At 66.6% G+C, this 13,223-nt stretch carries 16 protein-coding genes; 12 read left to right on the plus strand and 4 right to left on the minus strand.

Going from position 1 to position 13,223, the window contains the following annotated elements:
• Nucleotides 1-13 precede the first annotated feature (13 nt).
• Together AC5Y5W_RS17790 and AC5Y5W_RS17795 are read left to right on the plus strand one after the other, a co-directional pair.
• The gene (locus AC5Y5W_RS17790; RefSeq protein ID WP_500022432.1) at nt 14-1,327 is read left to right on the plus strand and encodes an MATE family efflux transporter; all 1,314 of its coding nucleotides are present in this window, start codon (nt 14-16) and stop codon (nt 1,325-1,327) included.
• Nucleotides 1,328-1,382: 55 nt separating this feature from the next.
• A complete protein-coding gene (locus AC5Y5W_RS17795) occupies nt 1,383-1,970 on the plus strand; it encodes a sugar O-acetyltransferase (RefSeq protein ID WP_500022400.1) in 588 nt (195 codons plus the stop codon).
• Between the two features lie 24 nt (nt 1,971-1,994).
• Here AC5Y5W_RS17795 and AC5Y5W_RS17800 read toward each other — a convergent pair whose 3' ends face one another.
• Nucleotides 1,995-2,747: an enoyl-CoA hydratase gene (locus AC5Y5W_RS17800; protein ID WP_500022401.1), complete on the minus strand. Its 753-nt coding sequence runs from the start codon at nt 2,745-2,747 to the stop codon at nt 1,995-1,997.
• A gap of 42 nt (nt 2,748-2,789) precedes the next feature.
• Here AC5Y5W_RS17800 and AC5Y5W_RS17805 point away from each other — a divergent pair, with 42 nt between their 5' ends.
• Entirely contained in the window at nt 2,790-3,056 is a 267-nt protein-coding gene (locus AC5Y5W_RS17805; protein ID WP_500022402.1) for a DUF2277 domain-containing protein, read from the plus strand.
• Complete coding sequence (locus tag AC5Y5W_RS17810; protein WP_500022403.1) at nt 3,053-3,613, plus strand: DUF1802 family protein; 561 nt, start codon at nt 3,053-3,055, stop codon at nt 3,611-3,613. Before AC5Y5W_RS17805 ends, AC5Y5W_RS17810 begins: the two co-directional genes overlap by 4 nt.
• On the opposite strand, the gene AC5Y5W_RS17815 is transcribed toward AC5Y5W_RS17810, so the two are convergent.
• Both AC5Y5W_RS17815 and AC5Y5W_RS17820 read right to left on the minus strand, forming a co-directional pair.
• A complete protein-coding gene (locus AC5Y5W_RS17815) occupies nt 3,572-4,597 on the minus strand; it encodes an alpha/beta fold hydrolase (RefSeq protein ID WP_500022404.1) in 1,026 nt (341 codons plus the stop codon). The two genes, AC5Y5W_RS17810 and AC5Y5W_RS17815, sit on opposite strands and share 42 nt — an antisense overlap.
• A gap of 34 nt (nt 4,598-4,631) precedes the next feature.
• On the minus strand, nt 4,632-5,168 hold the full coding sequence (locus AC5Y5W_RS17820) for a DUF3558 domain-containing protein (protein WP_499886326.1): 537 nt from the start codon (nt 5,166-5,168) through the stop codon (nt 4,632-4,634).
• 166 nt (nt 5,169-5,334) lie between these two features.
• Here AC5Y5W_RS17820 and pptH point away from each other — a divergent pair, with 166 nt between their 5' ends.
• The 5 genes from pptH (at nt 5,335) to AC5Y5W_RS17845 (ending at nt 10,260) form a co-directional block, all read left to right on the plus strand.
• Nucleotides 5,335-6,294: an ACP phosphodiesterase PptH gene (pptH, locus tag AC5Y5W_RS17825; RefSeq protein WP_500022405.1), complete on the plus strand. Its 960-nt coding sequence runs from the start codon at nt 5,335-5,337 to the stop codon at nt 6,292-6,294.
• Complete coding sequence (gene pptT, locus AC5Y5W_RS17830) at nt 6,291-6,968, plus strand: 4'-phosphopantetheinyl transferase PptT (protein ID WP_500022406.1); 678 nt, start codon at nt 6,291-6,293, stop codon at nt 6,966-6,968. The genes pptH and pptT overlap by 4 nt, the downstream gene beginning before the upstream one ends.
• Nucleotides 6,965-7,849, plus strand: a complete 885-nt coding sequence (gene truB, locus AC5Y5W_RS17835; protein WP_500022407.1) for a tRNA pseudouridine(55) synthase TruB — start codon at nt 6,965-6,967, stop codon at nt 7,847-7,849. The genes pptT and truB overlap by 4 nt, the downstream gene beginning before the upstream one ends.
• A 30-nt stretch (nt 7,850-7,879) precedes the next feature.
• Entirely contained in the window at nt 7,880-8,998 is a 1,119-nt protein-coding gene (locus tag AC5Y5W_RS17840) for a mandelate racemase/muconate lactonizing enzyme family protein (protein ID WP_500022408.1), read from the plus strand.
• Nucleotides 8,999-9,069: 71 nt separating this feature from the next.
• Nucleotides 9,070-10,260 (plus strand): lipid-transfer protein, encoded by a 1,191-nt coding sequence (locus AC5Y5W_RS17845; RefSeq protein ID WP_500022409.1) that lies wholly within the window; start codon nt 9,070-9,072, stop codon nt 10,258-10,260.
• A 64-nt stretch (nt 10,261-10,324) separates the two neighbouring features.
• Here AC5Y5W_RS17845 and mntR read toward each other — a convergent pair whose 3' ends face one another.
• Nucleotides 10,325-11,017 carry a manganese-binding transcriptional regulator MntR gene (gene mntR, locus AC5Y5W_RS17850; RefSeq protein ID WP_500022410.1) on the minus strand — a complete coding sequence of 231 codons (693 nt, stop codon included), beginning with the start codon at nt 11,015-11,017 and terminating at the stop codon, nt 10,325-10,327.
• A gap of 79 nt (nt 11,018-11,096) precedes the next feature.
• Between mntR and AC5Y5W_RS17855 the strand changes: the two genes are divergently transcribed.
• From AC5Y5W_RS17855 to lppU, 3 genes are all read left to right on the plus strand, one after another.
• Entirely contained in the window at nt 11,097-12,071 is a 975-nt protein-coding gene (locus AC5Y5W_RS17855; RefSeq protein WP_500022411.1) for a bifunctional riboflavin kinase/FAD synthetase, read from the plus strand.
• Between the two features lie 124 nt (nt 12,072-12,195).
• A complete protein-coding gene (gene rpsO / locus AC5Y5W_RS17860) occupies nt 12,196-12,465 on the plus strand; it encodes a 30S ribosomal protein S15 (RefSeq protein ID WP_065016389.1) in 270 nt (89 codons plus the stop codon).
• A 12-nt stretch (nt 12,466-12,477) separates the two neighbouring features.
• Nucleotides 12,478-12,984: an LppU family putative lipoprotein gene (gene lppU / locus AC5Y5W_RS17865; RefSeq protein ID WP_499885716.1), complete on the plus strand. Its 507-nt coding sequence runs from the start codon at nt 12,478-12,480 to the stop codon at nt 12,982-12,984.
• Nucleotides 12,985-13,223: the final 239 nt, after the last annotated feature.

A 13,223-nucleotide genomic window follows, 5' to 3' on the forward strand; every position in this document is an offset into this window, starting at 1 on the left:
CAAGATGGTGACCATGCCCGACAGGCCCGCTGCCGGTTCACGGCAGATTGCCGGCTTGGCACTACCGGCGCTCGGTGTGCTTGCGGCCGAGCCGCTCTACCTGTTGTTCGACACCGCGGTCGTCGGCCGGCTGGGTGCGCTGAGCCTGGCCGGACTGGCCATCGGGGGGCTGATCCTCGCTCTCGTCGGCTCCGACCTGACGTTTCTGTCCTATGGCACGACGGCACGTTCGGCCCGCTATTTCGGTGCCGGCGACCGCGCCTCGGCAGTGGCCGAGGGTGTGCAGGCGACCTGGCTGGCGCTGGGTCTGGGCGCGCTGATCGTCGTGGTCGTGCAGGCCGCAGCGGTGCCGCTGGTCTCGGTGATCGCATCCGGCAGCGACATCGCCGATGCCGCACTGCCATGGCTGCGGATCGCGATCTTGGGCGCCCCGGCGATCCTCATCTCGCTGGCTGGCAACGGGTGGCTGCGCGGGGTCCAGAACACCGTGCGGCCGCTGCGCTACGTGGTCGTCGGTTTCGGGCTGTCGGCGCTGCTGTGCCCATTGCTGGTGTACGGCTGGCTGGGACTGCCGCGCATGGGGCTGGCCGGTTCGGCGCTGGCCAACCTCGTGGGCCAGTGGCTGGCCGCAGTGCTGTTCGGCCGCGCGCTGCTGGTCCAGCGGATACCGCTGGGGCTCGACCGCGCCGTACTGCGAGCGCAGCTGGTGATGGGCCGCGATTTGATGGTGCGCACCCTGGCTTTTCAGGCCTGTTTCGTGTCGGCCGCCGCCGTGGCGGCGCGGTTCGGCGCCGCGGCGCTGGGTGCCCACCAGGTGGTACTGCAGTTGTGGACGTTTCTGGCGCTTGTCCTGGATTCGCTGGCGATCGCGGCACAGGCACTGGTGGGCGCGGCGCTCGGGGCCAACCGCGTCGAGCATGCCAAATCGGTGGCCCTGCGGGTCACGGTGTTCTCGACGGTCGCTGCCGGAGCTCTGGCCGTGGCGTTCGCGGCCGGGGCTGCGGTGCTGCCTCACCTGTTCACCGACGACCATTCGGTGCTGGCTGCGATCGCTGTGCCGTGGTGGTTTTTGGTTGCCCAATTACCAGTCGCCGGAATCGTTTTCGCGCTCGACGGGGTGTTGTTGGGTGCCGGCGACGCCGCCTTCATGCGTACCGCGACGGTGCTCAGCGCGCTGGTTGGATTCCTGCCGCTGGTCTGGCTATCGCTGGTCTTCGCCTGGGGCCTGGCCGGAATTTGGTCGGGACTGACCATGTTCATGGCGCTGCGGCTGCTCTTCGTGGGATGGCGCGCGTTGTCGGGTCGCTGGGCGGTGACGGGGAGTTGAGCCGAAACCCGTTGAGCGGCAAACCGGCATCCGCCTGGCCGTAGGATCGGTGGGCGTGACCAGTCAGCGCGAGCGGATGCTCAGCGGCGCCCTCTACTACGCCAACGACCCCGAACTCGTCGCGAGCCGCAGGGCGTGTCAGCGCCTACTCGACGCGTTCAACGCGACGCAGGCCGACGACGACGAGCGACGCCAACAGCTGCTGACGAAGTTATTTGCTTCGCTGGGCGAAGGGGCGACGATACTGCCGCGGTTTCAGTGCGACTACGGGACACAGATAAGCATCGGGGCAAACAGCTTCATCAACTACGACGCCATCATGCTGGATTGCGCACCGATCACCATCGGCGACGACGTGTCGATCGGTCCACGCACGCAGCTTGTCACGGCGCTGCATCCCGTCGAGGATCACGATGTACGACGGCAAGGCTGGGAGTCGGCGTCACCCGTGGTGATCGCCAACAACGTGTGGATTGCTACCGGCGTTATCGTCTGCCCCGGAGTGACCATCGGCGACAACTCGGTCATTGGAGCCGGCAGCGTCGTCATCAAGGACGTGCCGGCGAACGTGTTCGCCGCCGGCAATCCGTGCAAAGTGATCCGACAAATTTCGTCGCCGAGCGGCCAGTCACCCGCCGGGTAGGGCGGATCGGGCGTCATGCTTTGCTCAGCGCACCTGCGCACGGCCCCGCTGCAGCACCGCCTCCCGGTTGCCGGCGATGTCGTCGCCGGTCGCGGTGCTCATCCACTGCTTGGCCGCGCTCGCTTCCAGCCACAACCCGGCGGCAGTCTGCGACTCGTCAATGCGGTGGTAGGACGCCAGCAAGGCCCGCACCGCGTTCTGGTTGTTGCCCGCGATCGAGGCCGCTACCTGCCGGGCGGCGGTGAGCAGCTCATCGTGGGCAACCACCTCGGTGACCAGCCCGGCGCGCAGCGCGTCGGATGCGGACAGGTAATCACCGGTCAGGCTCATCCGCCGGGCCAGGCCGACACCCACCTTCTGCGGTAGCCGCACACTCAACCCCCAGGTGGGCAGCAGACCCACCCGGGCGTGAGTATCGGCGAATCGGGCATGTTCTGACGCGATCAGAATGTCGCAATACAGCGCCAACTCCAGCCCGCCGGTCACGGCCGCGCCATTGATCGCGCCGATCACCGGCTTGCTCATCGCCGGCCAGCGCGGCGAAATATCCGGCAGCGCCGACTGCCCGCCCAGCTCTTTGAGGTCCAGTCCCGCGCAGAACACCGGGTCGGCCCCGGTGACGATCACGACGTCGACGGCGTCGTCGGCCTCGGCCTGGGCCAGGGCGGCGAAGAATCGGTCCCGCAGCGCCGTCGACAGCGCATTGCGGGATTCGGGACGGTTCAACGTCAGGACGCGGACCCGCTCGTCGGTGTCGATCAGCAAGATGTCGGTCATCGCATCACCGTAGCCAGTGCCGGCGCACCTATCGTGAGGGGTATGTGCCGGAACATCACCGAACTGCGCGGCCTCGAACCGCCGGCCACGGCCGTCGAGATCGAAGCCGCGGCGCGCCAATACGTCCGCAAAGTCAGCGGCATCGCGCGGCCGTCGTTCGCCAACGCCGAGGCGTTCGAGGCGGCGGTCGCGCAGGTCGCCACCGCGACGGCCCAACTGCTCGACGCGCTGCCTGCGCGGCGCCAGCCTCCCAAAAGCGTCCCGCCGCTGCGCCGACCCGAAGTGGTTGCCCGGCTGGCGGCGCGATGACCCAAACCGCGACGATGCCCGCGCTCAAGGAGTGGAGCGCGGTCGTGCACGCGTTGCTGGACGGGCGGCAGCAGGTGTTGTTGCGCAAGGGCGGGATTCACGAAAAGCGCTTCGACGTCACCGCTCCCGAGTTCGTCTTGTTCCCGACGGTCGCGCACAGTCACGCACAGCGGGTCCGCCCTGAACACGAAGATCTGCTCGCGCCCGCGACCGCGGACAGTACCGACGACCGGGTAATCGTTCGGGCAGCGGCGAAAGTTGTTGCCGCGCTGGCGGTCAACCGGCCCGACGAACTCGGTGCGATCGAGGATCTGCATATCTGGACCGCCGAGTCAGTGCGGGCGGATCGGCTGGACTTCCGGCCCAAGCATCGCCTGACGGTACTGGTCGTGCAGGCGATCCCGTTGGCGAAGCCGCTCCAACTGGCGCGCACCCCGGAGTACGCGGGCTGCACCAGTTGGGTGCATGTCCCGCTGACCCCGACATTGGCTGAACCGGTGTACGACGAGACCGCGCTACGCCAGGTCGCCGCCCGTGTCCGCGAGACCGTCGAATGACGACGTCTGGTCGACCAGCACTGCGCCGTCGGGCCGGTTACCCAAGGTCTGCAGGGGCATTTCCGCACCGCCTACCGTGCTCCGAATGATGTCGGCCAGCTGCGGTGCCGTGTCGCACTGCAGGTAGTGGTCTGCGGCCGGCACGATCCAGTAGCGGTTACGTCCGGGCTTGTCTTTGAGAAACCTCTGCCAGACGAAGTTCGCCACTCGCAGCGGGGCCACGTTGTCGTGGCAGCCCCAGACCAGACTGGTGTTGACGTCATTGCGGGACAGCGCTGTCAGCCAATTGGTTTCGTCGGCAGCGCGCTCATGCAGGTATTGAATCGTGTCGGGGAGCACGGCGATGCCGTCGTTGTACGCGAAACATTGTGCCAACGCGCTGATTTCGGGATCATCCAGGGTTCGTCGCGGCATGAATGTCGTCGCTCCCATGCCGGCGGCCAGCATCTCCGGTGTAGTGGCGCGCGCTGTGTCGCGCGCGGTCGCAGGGTCGAGCAGCGCCTTTTGGAATGCGGTGAGATTGGCCAGCGGCAGATAGATGTTGGCGTTGGTCAAGATGACTTCGGCGGGTGGGATCGGCTGCGGTGCGGCGGTGATCATCTCCAGCGCAATCATGCCGACGCTGGTGCCCCGGTCATGGGTGAGCATCGCGTAGCGCTTCAGTTCCCACACGTCGGCGATCGCGTGGACCAGCAGGCGGGCATCGTCGTAGAGCGAATACACGTGTGGGGCGGGCGGCTTGTCGGAGAATCCGTAGCCGGGGAAGTCCAGCAGGAAGATCTCGAACTCGGCGCCCAGTTCCCGCGTCAACGCGTAGTAGTCGATGCTGGATGTCGGAAACCCGTGAACACACACCAGCGCCGGGGCCCCCGGCGTGCCGCAGCGGCGGGCGAAGACCGTGACGTCGGCTCCGCTGTTGGCAGCCGTCGACGACCGCCAACGGATTTCGGTGCCGCCGCGTTGCCAGTCATCGACGATACTCATCGGCTAATCCGGAGCGGCACCTGCGTCGGCGGCTTTAGAAGACGTAGTAGGGGGAAAGCTCGTTGGCCCGTTGCAGGTTGGTGGACGGGCAGTCCACGTCGGGATCGGAATAGACCGTGGAGTAGAACAGCGCCTGCTGGATCAACCCGTAACTGGTCTTGAACGCCACCATGCAGGAGGCGAACCAGTAGCTGTTGTGATACGTCGGCTTCAAGATCCAGTACTGCGCGACGCGGTGGCCGTTGACGGTGGTCTCGAGCGCGTCGGCGGGCAACGTCTGGTCATAGTTGCGCCAGATGATCGGTTCGACGGCCAGCTGGTAGTTGCCGGCGTCGTATTGACAGCGCAGCCCCTCTTGGGGCTCCGGCGGGGTGAACGACAGGCCGAGCCGCTGGACGACATCGAACGGAACGTCGTTGCACGGGTCGAAGGGGCTGGGGTCGGTGGTCGCGATGATCGGGCTTTTCATCGTGCTGGCCGGCGACATCGGCATTCCGGTGGAGCGCAGCTGCACCGTTTCGTTAGCGGCGCCCGGTGGGGGTGCACTCTGCCAAACCACGACGACGGCCATCACCAACGCACCCAGCGCGGCGATCAGGCGCACTTTGGCGACCACGACACCCCTTCCGATCCGCTGGCTATTGCGTGGGAGTGTACAAGTCGCGACAGTGTGCCGATAGCAGAAACGAGAACCTGTTCTAGTCCGGTGTGCCGGCCGGTGGTTAGGCTGGTGAGTCGTGGCAACTCGGCAGGGCGCGACGCAACCCACGTTGTGGGCTGTTTCTGACCTGCACACCGGCCATCAGGGCAACAAGCCGGTCACCGAATCACTGCACCCGTCGTCGCCCGAGGATTGGTTGATCGTTGCCGGCGACGTCGGCGAGCGCACCGACGATATTCGCTGGTCGCTGGATCTGCTGCGGCGACGGTTCGCCAAGGTGATCTGGGTGCCCGGCAATCATGAGCTGTGGACCACCGGCAAGGACCCGGTGCAGGTCTTCGGCCGCGCCCGCTACGACTACCTGGTCCACATGTGCGACGAGATGGGCATCGTCACCCCGGAGCATCCGTTCCCGGTCTGGACGGAGCGGGGCGGGCCCGCCACGATCGTGCCGATGTTCCTGCTCTACGACTACACCTTCCTGCCGGAGGGCGCGACCAGCAAGGCCGAAGGGCTGGCCATCGCGCGGCAGCGCAATGTGGTGGCCACCGACGAGTTCCTGCTGTCGTGCGAGCCGTACGGCACCCGGGACGCCTGGTGTCGCGATCGGCTGGCCAGCACCCGCAGGCGCCTCGACGAGCTCGACTGGATGACGCCGACGGTGCTGGTCAACCATTTCCCGCTGGTGCGCGACCCCTGCGATGCGCTGTTCTACCCGGAGTTCTCGCTGTGGTGCGGCACCACCGAGACCGCCGACTGGCACACCCGTTACAACGCCGTGTGTTCGGTCTACGGTCATCTGCACATTCCGCGCACCACCTGGTACGACGGGGTGCGCTTCGAGGAGGTGTCGGTCGGCTACCCGCGGGAATGGCGACGCCGCAAGCCCTACAGCTGGCTGCGTCAAGTGCTGCCCGATCCGCAGTACGCGCCGGGCTATCTCAACGATTTCGGCGGTCATTTCGTCATCACCCCCGAGATGCGTGAGCAGGCCGAGAAGTTCCGGGAACGAGTCCGCCAGCGGCAGTCGCGATGACGGGAACGCTGTTGTCGTCGGTGCTGCCCGACGACGCCGGGGACCTCGCGTCGGCCGAGCTCTACGCCGACCCGCCCGGCCTCACACCGATGCCCGAAGAGGAGCCGTTGATCGCGCGGTCAGTAGTCAAGCGGCGCAACGAATTCACCACCGTTCGGCACTGCGCCCGGGTCGCGCTGGGCGAGCTCGGGTTTCCACCGGCACCGATTCTCAAGGGGGACAAGGGCGAGCCCTGCTGGCCCGGCAGCGTGGTGGGCAGTCTGACCCACTGTGCGGGGTTCCGCGGAGCGGTGGTTGCCCGCAGTTCGGCGGTGCGCTCGGTGGGCATCGACGCCGAACCGCACGACGTGCTGCCCGACGGGGTGCTCGGGTCGATCGCGCTGTCCGAGGAGCGCCATGAAATCGCGGCCATGCCGGACGGCCTGCATTGGGACCGGATCCTGTTCTGCGCCAAAGAAGCCACCTACAAAGCGTGGTTTCCGCTGACCAAACGGTGGCTTGGTTTCGAAGACGCTCACATCGTGTTCGACGTCGACCCGATGAACGGAATGGCCGGCGAGTTCGTCTCCAAAATTCTGATCGACGGGGCCGCGCTGTCCGGCCCGCCGCTGACGGCGCTGCGGGGACGGTGGTCGGTTGACCGTGGGTTGGTGCTCACGGCCATCGTGTTATGAGCACCGGGCCGGGCATCGTCGTCGTCGACAAACCGGCCGGCATGACCAGCCACGACGTGGTCGCACGCTGCCGGCGGATTTACGCGACCCGAAGAGTCGGGCATGCCGGGACGCTGGACCCGATGGCCACCGGCGTGCTGGCGATCGGTGTCGACCGCGCGACCAAGATCCTCGGGCTGCTGACAGCGACGTCAAAGTCCTATACCGCCACCATTCGCCTGGGCCAATCAACGTCCACTGAGGACGCGGAAGGGGAACTGCTGCATGCGGTTTCCGCACAACACCTGACCGACGACGCGATCGCGACGGCCATCGGGCAGCTGCGCGGCGACGCCATGCAGGTGCCGTCGGCGGTCAGCGCGGTCAAAATCGATGGCCGGCGCGCCTACCGGCTGGTTCGCGAAGGCCGGGCCGTCGAATTGGCTGCCCGGCCGGTGCGCATCGACCGCTTCGACATGCTGGCCGCGCGCCGCACCGGTGAGCTGATCGATCTCGATGTCGAGGTGGACTGCTCGTCGGGGACCTACATCCGTGCGCTGGCCCGCGATCTCGGAGCGACGCTGGGCGTGGGCGGGCATTTGATTGCACTGCGGCGCACCCGGGTCGGGCGGTTCGGGCTGGATCAGGCCCATACCCTCGATGAACTGGCCGAGCAGCCGCAGCTGAGTCTGGACCTCGACCAGGCGTGCCTGCTGATGTTTCCGCGGCGAGAGCTCAGCGCCGAGGAGGCCGAGGCGGCCGCCAATGGGCGGCCCCTGACACCTGCCGGTTTCGACGGCGTCTACGCCGCGGCTGCCGACGACGGCCGGGTGATCGCACTGCTGCGCGACGACGGCCCGAGGACGAAGTCAGTAGTCGTCATCCGGCCCGCGACGCTGTAGCCCGTTGTCCGCCACCGGCATGATTGCGACATGACCGCCGCCGTGATCGCGAAAATCGAGACCGTCCCGTTGCGTATCCCACTTCGCGCAGGCAGCACCCCAGGCGCGTCGCTGTGGGGCGAGAAGTTGTCTGCTGCTCATGCACTGCTCGTCAAGGTGACGACCCGGGACGGAATGGAAGGCTGGGGCGAAGCTTTCGGTTACGGCGCAGTGGATTCGGCCCGGCTCGCCGTCGATGAACTGATCGCGCCGTTGTGCATCGGTCAGGACGCCACACGCATCGGACCCCTGATGTTGGCGGTGCAGAAAAAGTTGCACGTCTTAGGCCGCGGGGGACCGGTGACCTATGGACTCTCGGCGGTGGACATCGCATTGTGGGATATCGCCGGCAAACGCGCTAACGCACCGATATCTGAACTTCTCGGTGGCGGCGCGCCTGCGTTGCCCTGCTATGCGAGCTTGGCCTGCTATGACGAGCCGACCCTGGTCCGCGCTGTGGTTCGGCAAGCCCTGGACGCCGGCTTTCAAGCGATCAAACTGCACGAGTCGGACTTGGCGGCGATCCTGGCAGCCCGCGCGGAAGTCGGCCCTGGTGTCGAGTTGATTGCCGATGTCGGCTGTGCCTGGACGTTGACCCAAGCACGTGCCGCGCTCGACAAGCTGACGACGGCCGGGCTGAAATTCCTTGAGGAGCCGCTCTGGCCACCGGAGAATTTCGACGGTCTCGCCGAGCTGCGGAGACTGCGCGGAACCCCGATTTCATCCGGGGAGAACGTCGCCACGCTCATGGAGTTCGAACGGATGCTCGCCGCGCAGGCGGTCGACTTCGTTCAGCCGAGTCCCGCCAAGATGGGCGGAATCACCGAACTGTGCAAGGTGTTTCCGCTGGCGGCTGCCCGCAACATCCCGGTGATGACGCACTCCTTCTACGATGGTCCGGGGTTGCTTGCGGCGATCCATGTGACTGCGGCGCTCGGTGGTGCCGATGCGATGATCGAGTGGCGCCGATTCGATCTGGAAGCATCAATCTACGGCGAGGCGCTGTCTGCGAACCGGGGACAGGTTTCGGTCCCGCAGGGGCCCGGACTGGGCCTCGACCCCGATCCTGCGGTCATTAGCGCCTATCGGCAAGAGCCGGGCACGATCTGAGATATGCCGGTGGGTGGGCTGAGATGCCGACCGCTTGCAGTTACGCACCCGGAAAACCGTACGCTGTGGCAATGACAAACAAGGTGTACGTCGTCGGGGTCGGCATGACGAAATTCGAAAAGCCGGGACGACGCGAAGGCTGGGACTACCCCGACATGGCGCGCGAGTCGGGAACCAACGCGCTGGCCGACGCCGGCATCCGCTATCACGAAGTCCAGCAGGGCTACGTCGGTTATGTCGCCGGCGATTCGACGTCGGGGCAGCGAGCGCTCTATGAGCTGGGTATGACCGGAATACCGATCGTCAACGTGAACAACAACTGCTCCACCGGGTCGACCGCCTTGTACCTTGCCGCGCAGGCGATCCGGGGCGGCCTTGCCGACTGCGCCATCGCGCTCGGCTTCGAGAAAATGCAACCCGGTTCGCTGAGCGGTGGTGCCCAGGACCGTGAATCGCCGATGGGCAGGCACGTCAAGGCGATGGCCGAGATCGACGAGTTCGCGATGCCCGTCGCGCCGTGGATGTTCGGCGCAGCCGGCCGCGAGCACATGCGCCAATACGGCAGCACCGCAGAGCATTTCGCCAAGATCGGCTACAAGAACCACAAACACTCCGTCAACAACCCGTTCGCGCAGTTCCAGGAGTCCTACACGCTGGACGACATCCTGGCGGCGCGGATGATTTCTGATCCGCTGACCAAACTGCAGTGTTCGCCAACCTCGGACGGCTCCGGTGCAGCGATTCTGGCCAGCGAGTCGTTCGTCGACCGACACGATTTGGCCGGCCAGGCGACGGAGATCGTCGGCCAGGCGATGACCACCGACTTCGGCTCCACCTTCGACGGCACCGCCAAAGCGCTCATCGGCTACGACATGAATGTGCAAGCCGCACAACAGGTTTATCAACAGTCCGGGCTTGGCCCGGAAGACTTCCAGGTCATCGAGCTGCACGACTGCTTCTCGGCCAACGAGCTGCTGCTCTACGAGGCGTTGGGCCTGTGCGGCGAGGGCGAGGCGCCCAAGCTGATCGACAACGGCGACACCACCTATGGCGGACGCTGGGTGGTCAACCCGTCCGGCGGCCTGATCTCCAAAGGCCACCCGCTGGGCGCGACGGGTTTGGCGCAGTGCGCCGAATTGACCTGGCAGCTGCGCGGCACCGCCGACAAGCGCCAAGTCGACAACGTCAGCGCGGCACTACAACACAACATCGGCTTGGGTGGCGCCGCCGTCGTCACCGCCTACCAGCGGGCCGAGCGCTGACCCGCGCGAGCAGACGCAAAAGCCCCCAAAGACACGTGTTGGCGGCTTTTGCGTCTGCTCGCCCCTAAGCCACCACCCAGATCGCCCGGGCGGCCGGGCTGCCCAGGTCCACGGTGGTCGGTGCGCTGTCACCGGACTCGACCGCGACCGAGATCATCCCGGCGAACTCCCGGCGGGTCAGCACCCGCAGCCGCGAATCAAGGCTGATACCGATGCTGTCGAAGTAGCGCAGCATCTCCGGGTCGGCATCGGAGATGCGCGCCACCGTCCCGGCTTCCCCGTCGCCGCAGGCCCACAGCTGACGGGCGGGCGGGGTCGGTACTTGCCCGTCGGTGGCAGGGATCGGATCACCATGCGGGTCGCGCTGTGGGAACCCCAGTTTGGCGTCGATACGGGCCACCAGTTGGTCGGAGACGGCGTGCTCGAGCACCTCAGCCTCGTCGTGCACCTCATCCCAGCTGTAGCCGAGCTCGTTGACCAGAAACGTCTCCAACAGTCGGTGCCGGCGCACCATGGCCAGCGCCGCACGGCGGCCGGAATCGGTGAGCGTGACAGCGCCGTACTTCTCGTGGTCGACAAGGCCTTGCTCGGCGAGCTTGCGGATGGACTCCGAGGCGGTACTGGCCGATACACCCAGCTTTTCGGCCAGCATCTTGGTGCTGATCTTCTCCCGAGACCACTCCTGGGCGTTCCAGATGATCTTCAGATAGTCCTGGGCAACCGCTGTGAGCTCGCCAGGCTCGTCGTCAGGTCGCACACCGGAAGTTTAAGCAATGCTCACCTGATCTGGGACTCTGGCGCGGTCAGAGACCGCCTCGCGCCGTACGCTTGCGGTTGTGCAACGGTGGCGCGGGCAGGACGAGATACCCACGGACTGGGGCAGATGCGTGCTCACCATCGGGGTGTTCGACGGGGTGCATCGCGGCCACGCTGAGCTGATCTCGCATGCGGTGAAATCCGGCCGGGCCCGTGGCGTGCCGACGGTGCTGATGACCTTCGACCCGCACCCGATGGAAGTCGTGTTCCCCGGTAGCCATCCCGCGCAGCTGACGACGCTGACCCGGCGCGCCGAGCTCGCCGAGGAGTTCGGAGTCGACGTATTTCTGGTGATGCCATTCACCACCGATTTCATGAAGCTGACGCCGGACCGCTACATCCACGAGCTACTGGTCGAGCGCCTGCACGTGGTCGAGGTCGTCGTGGGCGAGAACTTCACCTTCGGCAAAAAAGCCGCCGGCACCGTCGACATCCTGCGACGGGCCGGCGAGCGGTTCGGCTTCGCGGTGGAATCGATGTCGCTGGTCACCGAACACCACAACGCCGAGACCGTGACGTTCTCCTCGACCTATATCCGCTCCTGCGTAGACGCCGGTGACGTGGTGGCCGCCGCCGAAGCGCTCGGCCGTGCGCATCGTGTCGAGGGTGTGGTGGTCCGCGGCGACGGGCGGGGCAAGGCGCTGGGCTTTCCCACCGCGAACGTGGCGCCGCCGATGTACTCCGCGATCCCGGCCGACGGCGTGTATGCCGCATGGTTCACCGTGCTGGGGCACGGGCCGGTGACGGGCACCGTCGTCCCGGGCGAGCGCTACCAGGCCGCCGTGTCGGTGGGCACCAACCCGACCTTCTCCGGCCGCACCCGCACCGTCGAGGCGTTTGTCCTGGACACCACCGCCGACCTGTACGGCCAGCACGTGGCGCTGGACTTCGTTGCGCGGATCCGCGGGCAGGAGAAGTTCGCCGCGGTGGAGGACCTCGTCGCGGCGATGGGTACTGACACCGACCGGGCGCGGGCCCTGCTGTCGGCGGGCTGAGCTGCGGTTTGGGGCCCGCGCGGGGCCCGCTGCTAAACTTCCCGGCGACATGGCGCGTGCTGCAGTTCGCGGCGGCCGCGCCCCAGATTTCGATGATCGCGGACCAATTGATGGAGATATTTTCGTGGCGCTGACAGCCGAGCAGAAAAAAGAAATCCTGGGCTCCTACGGCCTGCATGAGACCGACACCGGTTCGCCGGAGGCGCAGGTCGCGCTGCTGACCAGGCGGATCGCGGACCTGACCGAGCATCTCAAGGTGCACAAGCACGACCACCACTCACGTCGGGGGTTGCTGTTGCTGGTGGGACGGCGGCGGCGTCTGCTCAAATATGTGGCCCAGATCGATGTGGCGCGATACCGCTCGCTCATCGAGCGCCTGGGCCTGCGTCGCTGATTCGCCGTCGCGATGCGCGCGCTTGCCGCGGCCGCGATCGCAGCAGTCGCCGTCCTCGCCGGACTGACCGGTTGCTCGTCGTCTGCGACCAACGCCGCGGACCTCAAAGTGGGGGATTGCCTCAAGCTGGGCGGCACCGCCGACCGGCCGGAGGCCAGCAAGGTCGCCTGCGGTAGCCCCACGTCGAACTTCAAGGTTGCGGCCACTGTCGCCGACCGCGATCAGTGCCCGGACGACGTCGACTCCTCGTATTCGATGCGGAACGCATTCAGCGACTCGACCAACACCGCGTGCCTCAATATCGACTGGGTGGTCGGCGGTTGTATGAGCGTGGACCCGGAGCACAACGCCGACCCGGTCCGCGTCGACTGCGACGACAAATCAGCACCGCATCGCCAACGCGCCACCCAGATCCTCACCGATCTCCGGGACCCGGTCAGCGTCGATCAGTGCGCCAGCGGCGTGGGCTACGCGTATGCCGATCAGCGGTTCACGGTCTGCGTGGAGGATGTCGCCTGAACTTCGCGACCGCCGTCGGGCTTAGGAATCGCCAGGTCGGCGTGTAGAGTGAGGTCGTTCTGGGCCAGATCGGCCCGGGCAGGTGCGGTTCGCGCGATCCGCGCGCACCGTCCCAGCGCGTCACAGCGCGACCGCGAACGCAGAAGGGCCACGTCTGTATCGGGCGGTCTTCGGTAGTGGCTGCCGGATGAGCTGTCCGGCCGCTTCGATCGACGGCCGTAGCCGTATCCAGGCAGGTT

The sequence above is a fragment of the Mycobacterium sp. NGS51 genome, assembly GCF_059812525.1.